Origin of the sequence: Micromonospora terminaliae (assembly GCF_009671205.1) — a bacterium.
In the GTDB taxonomy this organism is placed as follows: domain Bacteria; phylum Actinomycetota; class Actinomycetes; order Mycobacteriales; family Micromonosporaceae; genus Micromonospora; species Micromonospora terminaliae.
Window position 1 is genome coordinate 2365182 of sequence record NZ_CP045309.1, and the last position, 15747, is coordinate 2380928.

General features: G+C 72.3%; 18 protein-coding genes. 8 read left to right on the forward strand and 10 right to left on the reverse strand.

All coding sequences use genetic code 11. The features are described 5' to 3' along the window. Nucleotides 1–18 precede the first annotated feature (18 nt). From GCE86_RS10405 to GCE86_RS10420, 4 genes are read right to left on the reverse strand one after another with little or no spacing between them, the layout of a single operon-like run. Nucleotides 19–1251 (reverse strand): NAD(P)/FAD-dependent oxidoreductase, encoded by a 1233-nt coding sequence (locus GCE86_RS10405; RefSeq protein ID WP_154226755.1) that lies wholly within the window; start codon nt 1249–1251, stop codon nt 19–21. Between the two features lie 20 nt (nt 1252–1271). Beyond that, the gene (folE, locus tag GCE86_RS10410) at nt 1272–1868 is read right to left on the reverse strand and encodes a GTP cyclohydrolase I FolE (RefSeq protein ID WP_154226756.1); all 597 of its coding nucleotides are present in this window, start codon (nt 1866–1868) and stop codon (nt 1272–1274) included. Between the two features lies 1 nt (nt 1869). Next, nucleotides 1870–2265 carry a hypothetical protein gene (locus GCE86_RS10415; protein WP_154226757.1) on the reverse strand — a complete coding sequence of 132 codons (396 nt, stop codon included), beginning with the start codon at nt 2263–2265 and terminating at the stop codon, nt 1870–1872. Continuing rightward, a complete protein-coding gene (locus tag GCE86_RS10420) occupies nt 2265–2774 on the reverse strand; it encodes a DUF2231 domain-containing protein (RefSeq protein ID WP_154226758.1) in 510 nt (169 codons plus the stop codon). The genes GCE86_RS10415 and GCE86_RS10420 overlap by 1 nt, the downstream gene beginning before the upstream one ends. Nucleotides 2775–2888: 114 nt before the next feature. Here GCE86_RS10420 and GCE86_RS10425 point away from each other — a divergent pair, with 114 nt between their 5' ends. The 3 genes from GCE86_RS10425 (at nt 2889) to GCE86_RS10435 (ending at nt 4563) form a co-directional block, all read left to right on the forward strand. Beyond that, a complete protein-coding gene (locus tag GCE86_RS10425) occupies nt 2889–3548 on the forward strand; it encodes a helix-turn-helix transcriptional regulator (protein WP_154226759.1) in 660 nt (219 codons plus the stop codon). A gap of 110 nt (nt 3549–3658) precedes the next feature. Continuing rightward, the gene (locus tag GCE86_RS10430; protein WP_154226760.1) at nt 3659–4102 is read left to right on the forward strand and encodes a phage holin family protein; all 444 of its coding nucleotides are present in this window, start codon (nt 3659–3661) and stop codon (nt 4100–4102) included. A 26-nt stretch (nt 4103–4128) separates the two neighbouring features. Further along, entirely contained in the window at nt 4129–4563 is a 435-nt protein-coding gene (locus tag GCE86_RS10435; RefSeq protein WP_239542652.1) for a ChaB family protein, read from the forward strand. A 25-nt stretch (nt 4564–4588) separates the two neighbouring features. Here the strand turns inward: GCE86_RS10435 and GCE86_RS10440 are convergent, their stop codons facing one another. Continuing rightward, the gene (locus GCE86_RS10440; protein WP_154226761.1) at nt 4589–4945 is read right to left on the reverse strand and encodes a VOC family protein; all 357 of its coding nucleotides are present in this window, start codon (nt 4943–4945) and stop codon (nt 4589–4591) included. 85 nt (nt 4946–5030) lie between these two features. Between GCE86_RS10440 and GCE86_RS10445 the strand changes: the two genes are divergently transcribed. Next, nucleotides 5031–6506, forward strand: coding sequence for a M1 family metallopeptidase (locus GCE86_RS10445; RefSeq protein ID WP_154226762.1), 1476 nt, complete (start codon nt 5031–5033; stop codon nt 6504–6506). 103 nt (nt 6507–6609) lie between these two features. Here the strand turns inward: GCE86_RS10445 and GCE86_RS10450 are convergent, their stop codons facing one another. Further along, nucleotides 6610–7548, reverse strand: a complete 939-nt coding sequence (locus GCE86_RS10450) for a GlxA family transcriptional regulator (protein WP_154226763.1) — start codon at nt 7546–7548, stop codon at nt 6610–6612. Between the two features lie 96 nt (nt 7549–7644). Between GCE86_RS10450 and GCE86_RS10455 the strand changes: the two genes are divergently transcribed. Beyond that, nucleotides 7645–8079, forward strand: a complete 435-nt coding sequence (locus tag GCE86_RS10455; RefSeq protein ID WP_154226764.1) for a DUF6010 family protein — start codon at nt 7645–7647, stop codon at nt 8077–8079. Between the two features lie 148 nt (nt 8080–8227). Here the strand turns inward: GCE86_RS10455 and GCE86_RS10460 are convergent, their stop codons facing one another. Next, nucleotides 8228–10711, reverse strand: coding sequence for a S8 family serine peptidase (locus GCE86_RS10460; RefSeq protein ID WP_154226765.1), 2484 nt, complete (start codon nt 10709–10711; stop codon nt 8228–8230). A gap of 241 nt (nt 10712–10952) precedes the next feature. On the opposite strand from GCE86_RS10460, the gene GCE86_RS10465 reads away from it, so the two are divergent. Together GCE86_RS10465 and GCE86_RS10470 are read left to right on the forward strand one after the other, a co-directional pair. Beyond that, on the forward strand, nt 10953–11849 hold the full coding sequence (locus GCE86_RS10465; RefSeq protein ID WP_154226766.1) for a bifunctional helix-turn-helix transcriptional regulator/GNAT family N-acetyltransferase: 897 nt from the start codon (nt 10953–10955) through the stop codon (nt 11847–11849). A 133-nt stretch (nt 11850–11982) separates the two neighbouring features. After that, entirely contained in the window at nt 11983–12777 is a 795-nt protein-coding gene (locus GCE86_RS10470; RefSeq protein WP_154226767.1) for a S1 family peptidase, read from the forward strand. Nucleotides 12778–12852: 75 nt separating this feature from the next. On the opposite strand, the gene GCE86_RS10475 is transcribed toward GCE86_RS10470, so the two are convergent. Further along, nucleotides 12853–13335, reverse strand: a complete 483-nt coding sequence (locus GCE86_RS10475) for an SRPBCC family protein (protein ID WP_154226768.1) — start codon at nt 13333–13335, stop codon at nt 12853–12855. Further along, a complete protein-coding gene (locus GCE86_RS10480; RefSeq protein ID WP_208818084.1) occupies nt 13332–13670 on the reverse strand; it encodes an ArsR/SmtB family transcription factor in 339 nt (112 codons plus the stop codon). The genes GCE86_RS10475 and GCE86_RS10480 overlap by 4 nt, the downstream gene beginning before the upstream one ends. 82 nt (nt 13671–13752) lie before the next feature. Here GCE86_RS10480 and GCE86_RS10485 point away from each other — a divergent pair, with 82 nt between their 5' ends. Continuing rightward, nucleotides 13753–14853, forward strand: a complete 1101-nt coding sequence (locus GCE86_RS10485) for a DNA glycosylase AlkZ-like family protein (protein ID WP_208818085.1) — start codon at nt 13753–13755, stop codon at nt 14851–14853. Nucleotides 14854–14871: 18 nt separating this feature from the next. Here GCE86_RS10485 and GCE86_RS10490 read toward each other — a convergent pair whose 3' ends face one another. Next, nucleotides 14872–15741, reverse strand: coding sequence for a class I SAM-dependent methyltransferase (locus tag GCE86_RS10490; protein ID WP_154226770.1), 870 nt, complete (start codon nt 15739–15741; stop codon nt 14872–14874). Between the last annotated feature and the right edge of the window lie 6 nt (nt 15742–15747).

Consider the following 15747-nt stretch of genomic DNA (forward strand, 5'->3'; position numbering starts at 1 on the left):
CCTGCTTCGATGCCGGCCCTAGCCGGATCGCAGCGCGTCGAGCGGCACGCCGGGGTCGGCGAGCCGGTCGAGGTCGACCGGGTCGGGCGACGTGACGAGCCGCCGGATCGACGGGACGACGTCCCACACGTTGACGTTCATCCCGGCGAGCACCCGCCCGCCCGCCGTCCAGAAGGCGATGAACTCCCGCTTGGCCACGTCACCCCGGACGACGACCCGGTCGACCGCCCCGGGCGGGGCGTGCCCGACGTACTCCATGCCCAGGTCGTACTGGTCGGTGTAGAAGTAGGGCAGGTCGTCGTAGCTGACCGGCTGGCCGAGCATCGCCCGGGCCGCCGCCGGACCCCCGTGCAGGGCGTTGGCCCAGTGCTCGACGCGCACGTGCCGGCGCAGCAGGGGATGGTAGGCGTTCGCGACGTCACCGGCCGCGTGGATGTCCGGGTCGGCGGTGCGCAGGGCCGCGTCGACGACGATGCCGTTGTCGACGGGGAGGCCCGCGTCCGTCGCCAGCTCGGTGTTCGGCCGCACGCCCACGGCGACCACCACCGCGTCGGCGCGCAGCTCGGTGCCGTCGGCCAGCAGGACCGAGGAGACGCGACCGGCCCCGCGGATCTCCCGGACCTCGGCGTCGAAGTGGAAGGTGACGCCGTGGTCCCGGTGCAGGTCGGCGAACACCCGGGCGATCTCGTCGCCGAGCACGCGACGCAACGGCAGGGCGGCCGTCTCGACGACGTCGACGGTGGCGCCGCGCTGCCGGGCCGCCGCGGCGACCTCCAGGCCGATCCACCCCGCCCCGACGATCACCAGGTGCGCGCCCTCCACCAGCGCCGCGCCGATGCGGCGGCTGTCGGCGAGGGTACGCAGCCGCAGCACCCCGGCCAGGCCGGCGCCGGGCGCCGCGAGGTCGCGGGGCGTGGCGCCGGTGGCCAGCAGCAGCTTGTCGTACCGGAGGTGCCGGCCGTCGGCGAGGCGGACCTCCCGGGCGGCACGGTCGACGGCGACGGCGCGCGTGTCGGTGCGCAGGTCGACGCCGTGCTCGGCGTACCAGCCGGCGTCGTGCACGAACACGCTGCCCGGTTCGGCGCCGCCGGTCAGCAGACCCTTGGACAGCGGTGGCCGCTCGTACGGTCGATCGGGCTCGTCCCCGATCATGACGACGCCGCCGTCGAAGCCCTCCTCCCGCAGCGTCTGCGCGGCCCGCGCGCCGGCGAGCCCGGCGCCCACGATCACGAACGTGCCGTTCTTCGGCATCGGTGTGCTCCCTTCCTCGATCAGCGGGGGCCGACCCCGGCCAGCGTGAAGAACTCGGCCCGCGAGCGGTGGTCGTCGCGCAGGGTGCCGAGCAGCGTGGAGGTGATGGTGCTGCTGCCGACCGCCCGGACGCCGCGCAGCGTCATGCACAGGTGTTCGGCCTCGATGACCACGCCGACCCCGCGCGGGCGCAGGTGGCCGGTCAGCCAGTCGGCGATCTGTTTGGTGAGGCGTTCCTGGACCTGCGGGCCGTGGGCGAACAGTTCGACCACCCGGGCCAGCTTGGACAGCCCCAGGATGCGCTCGCCGGGCAGGTAGCCGACGTGTGCCACGCCGACGAAGGGCAGCAGGTGGTGTTCGCAGACCGACCGGATCGGGATGCCCCGGGCCAGCACCAGCTCGTCGTACCCCTCGTCGTTGTCGAAGGTGGTCAGCTGGAACTCGCGCGGGGTGAGCAGCTCGGCGTAGGCGCGGGCCATCCGGCCCGGGGTGTCGGCGAGCCCGGCGGCGGAGAGGTCCACGCCGAGCGCGGTCAGGAACTCCGCGGCCGCCCGTTCGGCGGCGGCCGGGTCGCGGCGGGGGCGCTGGTGGTGCACCCGCAGGGCGGTGACGCTCACCTCAGCGACCTCCCACACCGAGGGCCGCGAGCGCGACCAGGACGAGCGTGGCGGCGGCGAACAGGCCGTGGCCGATCACCACCGGCACGGGGAAGCGGGACTCGGCGGTCCCGGACCGGCGGGCGGGGATCCAGCGGGCCAGCATCGTGAACCCGAGCACCGCCACGGGCAGGAGCGCCGCGAACGCGACCCACGCGAGCGCGTCGTCGTCGACGGCCAGGTAGGCGATCCACAGCACCAGCCCGATCACGGCCAGGGCGAAGTGGCCGAACACCAGGCCCGGCGCGAGCCGGCTGCCGCTTCCCGGGCGGTGGCCGCCCGCGCGGATCCAGGTGCCGAGCATGACGATGCCACCGACGGCGGTGATCAGCCAGGTGACGAGTGCGGCGACGGCCATCAGGGGTTCTCCTTGTCTGCGCGGTGGTAGCCCCGCGCCTGGGTGGTCTCGTCGGCGACGCGCACGCCGTACCGGTAGGCCAGTTCGCCGCCGAGGTAACCGGCGACCGCCAGCCCGGCGAGGCTGATCGCCGAGAGCACGAGGGGTCCGGCGGGCACGGGCCCCGGCGGGTCGCCGGCGCGGAGGGCGAAGTTCACCGCGTACGCGCCGGTGACCGCGAGGTTGATCGCCATGTGCGCGAGCGCGGTGCGGTACACGGGGGTACCGGCGGGGATGGCGAACAGGTCCAGGAAGCCGGCGAGCGCGGCGGCGAGCGCGCCGACGACGCCGAGGCCGATGAGCCACCGTGCGCCGTCGGCCAGGCCCGGCGACCCGGGTACGAGCCGGGTGGCGAGGTCGAAGGCGAGGCTGGCCACCCAGGTGCCGATCGGCACCGCCACCAGCGCGGGATGAAGTGGGTGTCCGTAGCGACCGGCCAGGTTGCTCACCGGATGCTTGGCCTGATCCATGGGTCGCACGGGCACCCCCGGGGTGATTTTCACCAACGCTCATTGGTGATAGCGATCATGCTGCCCCAGCGCGTCCTGAATTTCAATAGCCGTCGTTGGTGATAACCTTTCGGCATGAGCACGGGGGACCGCTGGAGCGCCATGGCCGCGCTCGTCGACCGGTCCCGGCGGGCGCTGTACGACTACGTGTGCCGGGCCGACCACCCGGTCACCCGCGAGGAGGCGGCCGAGGCGCACGGGATGTCCCGCAACCTCACGGCGTTCCACCTCGACAAGCTCGTGGAGTCCGGGCTGCTGCGGTCCCGCTACGAGCCGCCGGCCGACCAGCCCCGGGGCCGCGGCCGGACGCCGAAGGTCTACGAGACGGCCGGCGACGGCGTGGCCATCACCGTTCCCGAGCGGCGCTACGAGCTCATCGCCGAGATCCTCGCGGACGCGGTCGCGGACGACCCGCACGACGCCCCCGAGGCGGCCCGCCGGCATGCCCGGCGACGCGGCCGGGACCTCGGCGCAGCGGTACGCGACTCCGGCGCCGACCTCGCCGGCGCCCTCGCCGGCCTCGGCTTCGAGCCAGAGGCGCTCGAGGGTCAGGTGCTGCTGCGCAACTGCCCGTTCCACGCCCTGGCCACCCGGCAGACCGCCCTGGTGTGCGGCCTCAACCACGCGTTCTTGACCGGTCTGGTCGACGGCGCCGGCCGCACCGACCTGCTGCCCCGGCTCGCGCCACACCCCGGGGCCTGCTGCGTCCGGTTGGACGCCGTCCCCGAGCGGTAACTCCTGCTCCACCGCCGGCCGCAAAACCGAGGAAGCGCGGCCCCTCCGGTGTGTGGCCCGGCGAGCCGGGTACCCGCAGGGCCCGTGAACCGGCTCAGGGGGAGGCGCGCATGAGCGACGTGACCGGGCATTCGGGCCGCGACGGGCGAAGCGGCAGCCCGACGGACCGCCTGGCGCAGGATGTGGCGGACGTCGTCCGCGAGGAGATCCGCGCCGTCCGCGGGCAGTTGACCGAGGCCGCCCGCCCGGCCGGGCTGGGCATCGCGCTGCTGGCCACCGCGGGCGGTTGCCTGGTCCTCGGCGCCGGTGCGGCCTCCACCACGATCCTGCGCCTGCTGGAGTCCTTCCTGCCTCGCCGGCTGGCATCCGCGGGCCTCACCGCCGGCTACCTGGCCACCGCGGTGGTCCTCGGCGGGATGGGGCTGGAGCAACTGCGCGCGGCCGGCGGCAGTTCGGCCCGGCTCGCCGACGAGGTGCGGGACATGGTGTCCGCGACCGCCTCCCGGGTGGTCCCGGCCGGCACCGACGCCGCCCGTGACGAATGGGGCCGCTAACCAGGTTCGGGGACGGGAGGGACGTCATGCCCGACAAGCACGAGCAGGCCGAGCAGATGCGCGACGAGGTGCCGTCGACCGTCGCGCGTTCGGACGACAAGGCGGTCCGCACGTACAAGAAGACGCTGGAGTCGGCCGAGGAGACCTATGGCGACGGGGAGCGGGCGCACCGCACGGCGTTCGCGTCGTTGAAGCACACGCACGAGAAGGTCGGCGACCACTGGGAACCCAAGGAGCACAAGGGGCCGTCGGACCCGCAGGCGGCGCTGGGCACCCCGGCCTCCCGCGACCGGGCCCGCCCGACCGCCCAGGGGGTCGACGCCAACGCCAGCAAGGGGCACCTCGAGGAGGTGGCCCGCCGGGTGGGCATCGACGATCCGGAGAGCCTGGACAGACACGAGCTGGTCCAGGCCATCGAGAAGGCGAACGCCCGGGCCACCGCCCGCGCCCGGCGGAGGTGAACCGACGCTGGCTCGGGCGCGGCCGTCAACCGTAGTACTCGACCAGGCAGAACTCGTGGTCCTCGGGGTCGGCCATGACGACGACCACGCCCTCCTCGTAGTCGTGCCGCTCACCGGTGAACCGGCCACCGAGCTCGTCGACCGCCGTCATGGCCTCGTCGATGTCGTCGACGGTGATGTCGAGGTGGATCCGCACCTTGCCGGTCGGCGGCTCGCCCACGGGCTGGAACACCAGCCGCGGCTGCGGGTCACCACGCTCGCCGAGATAGACCCAGCCCTCCGGCGACGGGCCGGGCTCGCGACCGAGCAGAGCGCTCCAGAATCGGGCCACCCGTACGGGGTCGAGGCAGTCGATCGTCACACCGGACCACACGTTCGCCATGCGCCGATCCTGGCAGAGCAGGTCCTTCGAACTGCGGGAACATCGAGGGCCCCACGGAAATGGATCACTGCCGTATGGTGCGCTGATGCGTCGCCACGTACCACTGATCCTGCTGGTCGCACCGCTGCTCGTCGCAGGGTGCACCACCCCCGAGCCGGCCGCCCCGGCCGCCGGCTCGTCCACCCCCACGACCACGCCGAGCCCCACCGCCCCGGCCGTCGACTACACCGCCTGGCAGGCCGGGCGCTCGACCCCGGTGGCCGACCGGGTCTACCCGGCCCGGGGCACCGACGCCCTCGACGTCCTGCACTACGACCTGGCGCTGGACTGGGCCCCGACGACCCGGACCCTCACGGGCACCGCCACCCTGCGGATCCGGCCCACGAAGGACGCCCCCAACCTGGTCCTCGACTTCATGCCCTACCAGGTCGACGGGGTGACGCTGGACGACGCGACGGTGACCGGAACCGTCGCGAAGGAGAAGCTCACCGTGACCGCCCCGGTCGTCGCCGACAAGCCGGTGACGCTGGTGGTCAAGTACCACGGCAAGCCGAAGACGACGCCCATGCCGTCGCACCGCAAGGACGTGGAAAACCTGGGCCTCACCGTCACCAAGGAGGGCGGCCTCTGGACGACGCAGGAGCCCTTCGGCGCCTTCACCTGGTACCCGGCGAACGACCAGCCGTCCGACGAAGCCCTCTACGACATCAAGGTCACCGTCCCGACGGGCTGGACCGCCATCGCCAGCGGCACCCCGGCCGGGCAGTCCGGCACCACCTTCACCTACCGCAGCGCCGACCCGGTCGCCACGTACCTGACCACGCTCGCCGTCGGGAAGTACGAGAAGCTGACCGCCAAGGGGCCCCGTGGCATCCCGTTGACCTACTGGTACCGCAAGGGCGCCGACGACAAGCTGCTGCCGTACCTCAAGAAGTCCCCCCAGTACCTGGCCTGGCTGGAGAAGAAGTTCGGCCCGTACCCGTTCCCGTCCGGCGGGGTCGTGGTGGTGGACTCGGCGTCCGGCATGGAGACCCAGCAGATGATCACGATGGGCCGGAAGATCGAGAACACCAAGGCCCGCCGCGACCGCTGGGGCGGCGACCTGCTGCACGAGTACGCCCACCAGTGGTTCGGCGACTCCGTCACCCCGACCACCTGGACCGACCTGTGGCTGAACGAGGGCTGGGCCCAGTACGCCCAGGACCTGTACACCAAGGAGACCCTGCACCTCAGTGACGCCAGCCTGGACCGGTACCTGCGCGACGCCGACGCCGCCGCGCGCAAGAAGCTCGGCCCGCCCGGCAAGCCCAACCCGAAGAACTTCGCCGAGGGCAACGTCTACCTCTGCCCGGAGGCCATGCTCCACGAGATCCACCGGAAGCTGGGCGACAAGGCGTTCTTCGCGCTGGCCCGCGCCTGGGTGCAGGATCAGCGCAACACCCAGCAGGACCGGGCGTCGTTCATCGCCTTCGTGAACAAGCAGACCGGGCGCGACTTCACCAAGCTCATCAACACCTGGCTGGATTCGAAGACCACGCCGAAGGCCGTCACCGTCGCGTGAGACGAGGCGCCGCGGCGCGTCCCGGCCGGTAGCCGGCGGGGCGCGCCGCGGCGGTGGCTGAGCGGCTGAGACCGGTCGGTGCCGCCGTAGGCCCCGGCGTGCGTCAGCGGGCGGAGAACGTGCGCCGGTACGCCGACGGGCTGACGCCGACGAGTTCCTTGAACCGGTCGCGGAAGGTGGTCGCCGAGGCGAAGCCGGTCGCCTGCCCCACCCGCTCGACGGGCAGGTCGCTGGTCTCCAGCAGGTGTTGCGCGCGGCGCACCCGATGGTGGGTGAGCCACTGCATGGGCGTGGTCCCGGTCTGGGCACGGAAGCGCCGCAGCAGGGTGCGCACGCTGACGGCGGCCTCGGCGGCCATGTCGTCGAGGCCGATGTCGCGTACCGCGTTGCTGGCGAGCCACTGCAGCAGCGGCGCGAGGGAGCCGCTCGCGGCCGGCGGTTCGTGGGTGATGAACTGCGCCTGACCGCCGGCGCGTTCCAGCGGCATCACCGAGGCGCGGGCGACCTCCGCGGCGACGGCGGCGCCGTGGTCGCGCCGGACCATGTGCAGGCACAGGTCGAGCCCGGCGGCCGCGCCCGCCGAGGTCAGCACGTCCCCCTCGTCGACGTAGAGCAGGTTCTCCTCGACGGTGACGGCGGGATGCCTGCGGGCCAGCTCCGTGGCGGCGGCCCAGTGGGTGGTGGCCCGGCGGCCGTCGAGCAGGCCGGCCTCGGCCAGGAGGAAGGCGCCCACGCAGATCGACGCCACCCGGGCTCCCCGGGCCGCCGCCCTCCGCAGCGCCCTGAGCAGCGGCGCCGAGGCCGGCGCCGCGAGGTCGGCGGTGCCGGGCACGATCACCGTGTCCGCCCCGATCACGGCGTCGAGACGCCACGGCGCCCGCAGCACGAAGGAACCCGCGTCGACCTCGCGGCGCTCGGCACACACCTTCACCTGGTACGCCGGCGCGCCGCCGGGCAGCCGTGCCCTGCCGAACACCTCGAGCGCGGTCGCCAGGTCGAAGCCGACCACCCCGTCGAACGCCGCCACCGCCACCGTGTGCACGCGCCGAGGCTACTCCCGCGCCCCGTGGCGGTGAGCCGTTGGTGGTTGGCGCTCGCGCCACTGTTCGCCGGGCGGCCCCGATCGTAGGTTGCCTGCATGTTCGTGATCGCGCCCGTGTTGATCGGGCTGGCCTACGCCGCGCTGAACTCGCTGCTCCCGGCCGTGCACCGCCGGCCCGTCAACGCCGTCATGGTCGCCGGCGCGGGCGCCGCCTACCTCAGCGGCGGCTTCGGGGTGTGGGAGCTGGCGTTCACCGCGGCGATGACGTACGCCGCCTTCCGCGGCCTGCGGTCCTGGCGGTGGATCGGCGTGGCGTGGCTCATGCACACCGCCTGGGACCTGCTGCACCACCGGTACGGCGCACCGATCCTGCCGTTCGCGGCGGACTCCTCGCTCGGCTGCGCGATCTGCGACCCGGTGATCGCCGTGTGGTGCCTCGCGGGCGGCCGGTCCGTACCGGAGCTGTGGCGGTCCTGGGTCCACCGGACGGCGGGCCGGCGTACCTCCCCGGGCGGCGCGGGCGCCCAGTAGCCGCCCGCTCCGCCGGCCGTCCCGGAATGAGGGGCGCGTGGCGGGCCGGACGAACGGCCGGCCGCGACGCCGATCTCGGCGTCGCGGCCTGCCCTTCCGCACGGTCCCTTCACCACGGCTCGACCACGGTCAAGCCGCGGATCACGGCCTACTTCCCGTTGTTCGGCACCGGGTGCAGGACGGTCAGCGTCACGCTGTTGTTCTGGTAGGACACCCGGAACAGGTGGCCGCCCACGTTCAGGGCCCGGTTCTCGGGCAGCGCGTGGAAAGCTCCCGTGATCGAGCTACCGCTCATGATCGTGAACACGGTGCCCGGGGTCAGCTTGCCCCGCACGTCCAGGTCCAGCTCGCCGCCCAGCACCAGCTGGCCCGCCGCCCGGACGCTCGTGTAGTCCGTGTCGCCGGAGATCGTGACGGCGACGCGACCCTGCCCGCCCACGGTCACGTTCCCGCCGACGGTCAGGACGTTGCCCGCGGAGGTGCCGGTGAGCTTCGCGGCCTCGTCGGGCGTGAGCCCGGGCCGCAGCACGCCGCTGGTGACGGTCACGCGGTCACCCACGCTGCCACTGCCGCCGAGCGTGCCGCCCTTGACGTCGATCGAGCTTGCGTGCGAGCCGGTGATCGACAGCTTGCCGCCGTCAACCGTCGTGCCGCCCTCGTAGGTCTCGTCGCCCGTCATGATCAACGTCCCGGGACCTTGCTTGGTCAGCGAAGCCGTGTAGAGGTTGTTGTCGATGTTGTTCTGGATGTAGGCCGCGCGCTGGTCCATCCATTCCTTGCGCCACTTGACCGCGTCCGCGTAGGTGATCTTGTCGTACCGCTCGGGGTGGCCGTTCGTGATGGCCTGGATCTGCGGGTCAGCCAGAATCCCCTGAAGCATGAAGGCGTGGTCGTCGAGCGTGCCGTCCGGGTGCAGCACGTTCGGGCTGAACTCACCGGCGAAGGCGATGCCGTGCTTCTGGTAGCCCGCCAGCCACTCGCGATCTTCCCGTTCCCGTTCCTTGATCGCGATCTGGCCGATGTCGTTCGACCAGACGTCCACCGGCGCCTTGTCCATGTTGTAGGTCATGGGGCTCAGGAGCTGGCCGGGGCCGTACATGCCCTTGGCCAGGTCGGGAATTCCCCAGCCCCAGCGTTCGTCCGGAAGGCCGTCGGGAGCGGTCCAGGCGATGGATTCCCCGGAGGGGGAGGTCTGCCCGGTGCCGAGGAACCGCACGCCGTCGGACATCTTGTTGTTCGCCGTGGTGAGCATCAGCTCACGCACCTGCTTGGCGTCCATGTCCGGGTAGCGGGAGAGCAGGACCCCCATCACCGAGGTCGCAACGGGCGTTGCCGGTGATGTGCCGCTCGAGTTTGAATAGTTGGTGTCACCACTGCTGCTCGTGGTCCGGACGTTGTTCGACGGGGTGGACACGTTCCACCATTTGGCGAGCCCGGCCTCGTTGTACCCGAACTGCTTCGTGTATTCGGGATTGGTCGCGGTGGGCGGTTGCACCCCGCCGACGGCTATCCACTGCTTTTCCGCCGAGGGATTGAAGAGGGGATACGCCGGGCGGAAGTACGGGTTGCTCCAGTCGTTGTTGCCCGCCGACCTCGCGTTGACGGTGCCGCTGTCCTTGATGGCGTCCCAGATGGCGTCCATGAAGGAACGACCGGGGTGGTCCGGATTGTATTGGATGCCGCCTTCCGAATAGCTCTTCTTGAAGAAGAAGTACTGGTACTCCAGATCCTTCAGGTGCTCGTTGGGGATGATGGTCGCCATCGCCGTGGCGCTGGCGCTGTCCTTGCCGGCCACCTGGTAGGCGTTGGCGAGGTTGCCGTTGACTCCAAGGTCTCTTCCCAGGCCGTCATAGCGGGTCCTGTCGAGAGTCTGGACATAGGAGCCCCAACTGCTGTTGATGACCTGGGCGCCCGCGTCGACCAGGGCCTTGTTGGCGGTGTACCAGTACACGTAATCGTGGAAGGGACCGTGGGACTGGCTGTCGGAGCCCCCGGTCTTGGCGACGTACATTTTTGATCCGAAGGCGATGCCGTGCTGGTCTATGCCATCGCGCATGCCGGAGGTGACCCCGAGCATGCCGTTCCCGTGCGAGTAGTCGCTTGTTCTCGCCTGGTCACCGGCCACCGTGAACCACTCGCCCGCAGTGAAGGGGTTCGCCGGGGTCGCGCCACGGTATCCGTAGCCGGACGTGCCGTAGACACCCTCCGCTCGTACCGGTTCGATCAGTTCGGTCTGGAATGCTTCGTGTGTGGGCCGGTAGCCCGAGTCCATCATGCCCAGCGTGACGCCCTGCCCGCAGTACCCGAGGGCGTAGGCGGTGGACGCGTTCACCGCGGTGAGCTGCCAGGGGGAATTGACGGCTGTGCCAGGAGTGGACGGATTATGGCCGGTGTAATTGCCGTACTCCGGAGTTTCCCAACTGGTTTTGGCGGCATCCAGTTCGCCCGGGCTCCTGGCGACGAAGCCGGGGTCTTCCGGGTACGACAACTGCGCGCAGTCTTCCGGGTGAGACCCCTGCGCGCCGGCCGGGCGTCCGTCGGGCCCGGCCAGGGCGCCGGTCGCCGGCAGGCCGGCGGCCACGACCACCAGGGCCGTCACCGAGCCGCGCCAGGCAATCTTTCGTCTTCGCATCTGCGTGCTCCTCTCCCCACACCACCCGTCGACCAGTGGCTCGAGGTCCCTCGTCGGCACGGACACGGGCCCGTCGCCACGACGGTCGAACCGAACCTACGGACCGACCTGCGGCAGGTCATCGGACACCTGTGGAAGATGGCCGCCACCGGCTCCTACGCCTGTCGCACGGTCGCCGCCGGCGCGGGACCGCGAGCCCGCCGGTGGCGGGCGGCGATAAAGCCTGACTAAAGTCAGGCAGATGAACTCGGAGCTCATCGCCACCGTTCGGCGGTTCAACCGGACGGTCACCCAGCGGGTCGGCGCTCTCGACGACCACTACATGTCCCGCGACCGGCCGCTGGCCCAGGCGCGGCTGCTCTGGGAGATCGGCCCCGGCGGCGCCGAGGTCGCGGCGCTGCGGGCGCGGCTCGGGCTGGACTCCGGGTACCTGAGCCGGCTGCTGCGCACGCTGGAGGGCGACGGGCTCGTGACCGTCGGCCCGGCGGAGCGGACCGGCGGCGACGGACGGGTGCGGGTCGCCACGCTCACCGGCGCCGGACGGGCCGAGTGGGCCGAGCTGGACGAGCGGTCCGACGAGCTGGCGCGCTCCATCCTCGAACCACTCAGCGACCGGCGCCGCGAGCGCCTGGTGGCGGCCATGGCGGAGGTGGAGCGGCTGCTCGTCGGCTCGATGGTGGTCGTCGAGCCCTGCCCGCCGGGCGACCCCCGGGCCCGCGCCTCGGTGCGGGCCTACGCCCGCGAGATCGCGCAGCGGTTCGACGACGGGTTCGACCCGGCACTCAGCAAGCCGGTCCGCGACGAGGAACTCGTCCCGCCGGCCGGCGTGTTCCTGCTGGCCACCCTCAACGGCGAGCCCGTCGGCTGCGGCGCGGTCAAGCTGCACCCGCAGGCGCCCGCGGAGATCAAGCGCGTCTGGGTGGCGGACAGCGTGCGGGGGCTCGGCGTCGGCCGGCGCCTGCTGGACCGGCTGGAGCGGTACGCCGCCGAGCGCGGCTGGACCGCCGTCCGGCTGGACACCAACCGCAACCTGACCGAGGCGATCGCCATGTACCGCGCCGCCGGCTACCGGGAGATCGCGCCGTACAACGACGAGCCCTACGCGCACCACTGGTTCGAGAAGCGCCTGAAGCCGTGACGTGACGGGTGTCCATAGCGGAGGGATACGACCCGAGCGGTATGGCCGGCAAATCAATTGATATCAATATTCTGTCCGCAGTCTCGAATCAGGTGCGCTCACGAGGCGTACCGGTCCTGATGCGGAGGAACTCATGGTTCGCTGGCGTACCCTCACCGGCCTGGTGGCCGCCGCGCTGGCCGCGGTGACCGCGGGCAGCCTCACCCTCGCCGCACCCGCAGTCGCCGACCCCGCGCCCATCACGCCGAACGTCGTCGGCGGCACCCGCGCCGCTCAAAGCGAGTTCCCGTTCATGGTGCGGCTCTCGATGGGCTGCGGCGGCGCGCTGTACAGCCCCCGGCTGGTGCTCACGGCCGCCCACTGCGTCGGCGCCACGGGCACCAACACGAGCATCACGGCGACCCTCGGCGTGATCGACCTCCAGTCGTCCAGCCGGATCACGGTACGGTCGAACTACGTCTACCGGGCCCCCGGCTACAACGGCAACGGCAAGGACTGGGCTCTGATCCGCCTGGCCACCCCGGTCACCGGGCTGAGCACCCTGAAGGTCGCCAACACCACCGCGTACGACAACGGCACGTTCACGATCGCCGGCTGGGGCGCGGCACGGGAAGGCGGCGCGCAACAGCGGTACCTGCTCAAGGCGACCGTGCCGTTCGTCAGCGACGCCACCTGCAACGCCAACTACGGCGGCGACATCATTCCGGCGGAGGAGATCTGCGCCGGGTACGCCGGCGGCGGCGTGGACACCTGCCAGGGCGACTCGGGCGGGCCGATGTTCCGCCGCGACGCCAGCAACGCCTGGATCCAGGTCGGCATCGTGAGCTGGGGCAACGGCTGTGCCCGGCCCAACTACCCCGGTGTCTACACCCAGGTCAGCTACTTCTCCTCGGCCATCGCCTCGGCCGCGGCGAGCCTCGGCGGCTGACGCGGGACCCGACGGGCGGCCCGGCCTCCGACCAGCCGGGCCGCCCGTCGCCTGCGCCTCGCCCCGGGGGAGCGGTCAGGCGTAGAGCGAGCTGCCGGTCTCCAGCAGCGACTTCAGGTCGCTGAGGACCTCGGGCCAGCCACCGCCGGCGTTCTCGACCTCGCCGTTGACCTGTGCCAGGGTCTGCGGGGCGCCGGCCAGCTCGTGGGTCACCGTCAGGGAGGTGACGCCGTTGCCCCGCTCCGCGATCTCGTAGGTCAGCCGGGTCGCCGGCTCGTCGAGCCAGGTCGGCCGCCAGGTCTGGACCAGCCGGACGGGCGGGTCCACCTCGATCACCTCGCCCTCCACGGGCACCTCGGGCATCCCGGCCTCCCGGTGCTCGGGGATGGCCAGGGCCCGGTACCGGCCGCCCGGCCGCAGGTCGAAGTCGGCGATGCCCTGGTAGCCGTACTTCCGGGTCCACTCGGGCTTGGTGATCGCGTCCCAGATCGCCTGCGGGGTCGCCTTGATGTAGACCCGGTAGACCTTGGTCGTACCGGCCGTCGTCGTGGTGGTCATCGGTTCTCCTTCGGGTTGTCGCCTTCGAGTTCCGCCTTGAGGTCGAGCAGCGCCGCGGCATGGTGCTCGGTGTACTTGTCGATCCACCGGTCGTGGATCAGCCGGATCGGCACCGGGTTGAGGAAGTGCAGCTTCTCCCGGCCCTGCCGTCTGGTGACCACGAGACCGGCCTCCTCGAGCAGGCGCAGGTGCTTCATGACGCCGAAGCGGGTCATGGCCGCCTCGGACTCCAGCTCGGTCAACGTCTGACCGTCGCGGACGAACAGCCGGTCGAGCAGGGCGCGCCGGGTCGGGTCGGCGAGCGCCTTGAACACCAGATCGTCGTCCTCGCTCACGACATCAGGATAGGTGACCAAATGGTCACATGTCAACGATCGGCGGTTCCCGGTGGTCGTACCGGCCTCCTAGGCTCGGCTGGTGACCGTGCACGAGCTGTCCCGCCGCGACGCCCGCCGCCTCGCGATGCGCGCCCAGTTGCTCGACGCCCACCGCCCGAGCGGCATGTTCGACGTCGTCCGCCGGTTGACGCTGCTGCAGAACGACCCGACGGCGGCCGTGGCCCCCAGCGCCGACCTGGTCCTGTGGAGCCGTCTCGGCTCCTCGTACGCCCCGGCCCAGCTGCGCGACGCCCTCGACGAGCAGACCCTGCTGGAGCTGCACGGCTTCGTCCGCCCTCCGGAGGACCTCGCGCTGTACCGGGCGGAGATGGCCGAGTGGCCGGGCCGTCCGCCGCTGCGCGACTGGCAGGAGGGCCTGCGGGACTGGGTGGACGCCAACAACGGCTGCCGGCTGGACATCCTGGCCCGGCTCCGCTCCGACGGGCCGCTGCCGTCGCGCGACCTGCCGGACACGTGCGTGGTCTCCTGGCGCTCCTCCGGCTGGACGAACAACCGCAACGTCACCAAGATGATCGACTTTCTCGTCCAGCGGGGCGAGGTCGCGGCCGCCGGCCGGCGCGGCGCCGACCGGCTGTGGGACCTCGCCGAGCGCGTCTACCCCGACGAGGCGGTGCCCTACGAGGAGGCGTGCCGGATCCGTGCCGCCCGGCGGCTGCGCGCGCTGGGCATCGCGCGCCCCCGGGCCGCGGAGAGCGCGTTCGAACCCAACGACGTGGGGGCGGTGGGGGAGCCCGCGGTGGTCGAGGGCGTGAAGGGCCAGTGGCGGGTCGACCCCGAGCTGCTGGACCGGGAGTTCACCGGCCGCACGGCGCTGCTGTCCCCGCTGGACCGGCTCGTCTTCGACCGCCGGCGGATGACCGAGCTGTTCGAGTACGACTACCAGCTGGAGATGTACAAGCCGGCCGCCAAGCGCCGCTGGGGCTACTGGGCGCTGCCGATCCTCCACGGGGACCGCCTGGTCGGCAAGCTCGACGCCACCGCCGACCGCAGGGGCGGCGTGTTCCGGGTGGACGCGATCCACCAGGACGTGCCGTTCACCGGAGCGATGACGACCGCCGTGCGGCAGGAGATCGAGGAGCTGGCGCGGTGGCTCGGGCTGAAGCTGGCCGTGGCCTCCTGAACCCCTCGCGCACGAAGGTCAGGCCCGATCGGCGACCATGATCTGGCCGTGGCGCAGCGACCGCGCGTGGCGCACCGGCAGGGCCAGCCTTCGCGCCGTGTCGAGCAGGTTCTCGCCGGCGGTGACGGTGAAGCCGTGGCGGGTGAGCAGGGCGGCCATGGCGGCGGGCGTCCAGGTCGAGCGCCACGGCTCGTCGGCCCAGACGCTTGGCCGGCCGGTGGAGGCGGTCAGCAGCCGGGCGGCGATCCGGCCCAGCCGCGCGGAGGTGGCGGGGCTCTGGAAGTTGACGACCAGGCGACTGCCGGGCGCGGAGCAGGCGGCGACCGCGGCCACCGTGGCGGTCACCTCGGCTCTGGTCAGGTACGGCACGACGCCCTCCCAGATCCAGGTGGTGGCCAGGTCGGCGTGATGCCCGTGCGCCGCGAGCGTCCCGGCCAGGGGGTCGCGGCCGAAGTCGACGGGGACGAACCGCGGCGGGGTGCCGGGCAGGGCCGCGGCGCGGTCGCGTTTGTCCCGCTGGCTGGCCGGCCGGTCGGCCTCGAAGACCGTCACCTCGGCGAGTTCCGGCATCCGCCAGGCCCGGCCGTCCAGCCCGGCGCCGAGGATCACCAGCTGCGGGCACGGGTGGGCGCGGACCGCGTCGTCGATGGCGATCGTCCGGGGCGCCATCAGCTCGGCCGAGGCCCGCACCGTCTCGAAGTCGACCCGCTGTCGCCACCCCGGGGGCGGGACACCGTCGCGGACCTGCTGCACGACCTCCCGCTCGTCGGCGCGCAGCAGGGGCAGGGCGGTCGGATCCGCGAAGCGGCCGGCGGCGACGAGCCCGTCCGCGGCGGCGCGGCCCTGGCACACCAGCACCGCGGTGCGGCTCGCCAGCATGCCCGGCATCGGGTC

Bases quoted from the DNA above. Each gene is read 5' to 3' on its own strand.
- GCE86_RS10445 (WP_154226762.1), top strand. From the start codon at position 5,031: ATGCGTCGCCACGTACCACTGATCCTGCTGGTCGCACCGCTGCTCGTC.
- GCE86_RS10490 (WP_154226770.1), bottom strand. From the start codon at position 15,741: ATGCCGGGCATGCTGGCGAGCCGCACCGCGGTGCTGGTGTGCCAGGGC.
- GCE86_RS10430 (WP_154226760.1), top strand. From the start codon at position 3,659: ATGAGCGACGTGACCGGGCATTCGGGCCGCGACGGGCGAAGCGGCAGC.
- GCE86_RS10440 (WP_154226761.1), bottom strand. From the start codon at position 4,945: ATGGCGAACGTGTGGTCCGGTGTGACGATCGACTGCCTCGACCCCGTA.
- GCE86_RS10435 (WP_239542652.1), top strand. From the start codon at position 4,129: ATGCCCGACAAGCACGAGCAGGCCGAGCAGATGCGCGACGAGGTGCCG.
- GCE86_RS10455 (WP_154226764.1), top strand. From the start codon at position 7,645: ATGTTCGTGATCGCGCCCGTGTTGATCGGGCTGGCCTACGCCGCGCTG.
- GCE86_RS10415 (WP_154226757.1), bottom strand. From the start codon at position 2,265: ATGGCCGTCGCCGCACTCGTCACCTGGCTGATCACCGCCGTCGGTGGC.
- GCE86_RS10460 (WP_154226765.1), bottom strand. From the start codon at position 10,711: ATGCGAAGACGAAAGATTGCCTGGCGCGGCTCGGTGACGGCCCTGGTG.
- GCE86_RS10425 (WP_154226759.1), top strand. From the start codon at position 2,889: ATGAGCACGGGGGACCGCTGGAGCGCCATGGCCGCGCTCGTCGACCGG.
- GCE86_RS10420 (WP_154226758.1), bottom strand. From the start codon at position 2,774: ATGGATCAGGCCAAGCATCCGGTGAGCAACCTGGCCGGTCGCTACGGA.
- GCE86_RS10475 (WP_154226768.1), bottom strand. From the start codon at position 13,335: ATGACCACCACGACGACGGCCGGTACGACCAAGGTCTACCGGGTCTAC.
- GCE86_RS10470 (WP_154226767.1), top strand. From the start codon at position 11,983: ATGGTTCGCTGGCGTACCCTCACCGGCCTGGTGGCCGCCGCGCTGGCC.
- GCE86_RS10405 (WP_154226755.1), bottom strand. From the start codon at position 1,251: ATGCCGAAGAACGGCACGTTCGTGATCGTGGGCGCCGGGCTCGCCGGC.
- GCE86_RS10465 (WP_154226766.1), top strand. From the start codon at position 10,953: ATGAACTCGGAGCTCATCGCCACCGTTCGGCGGTTCAACCGGACGGTC.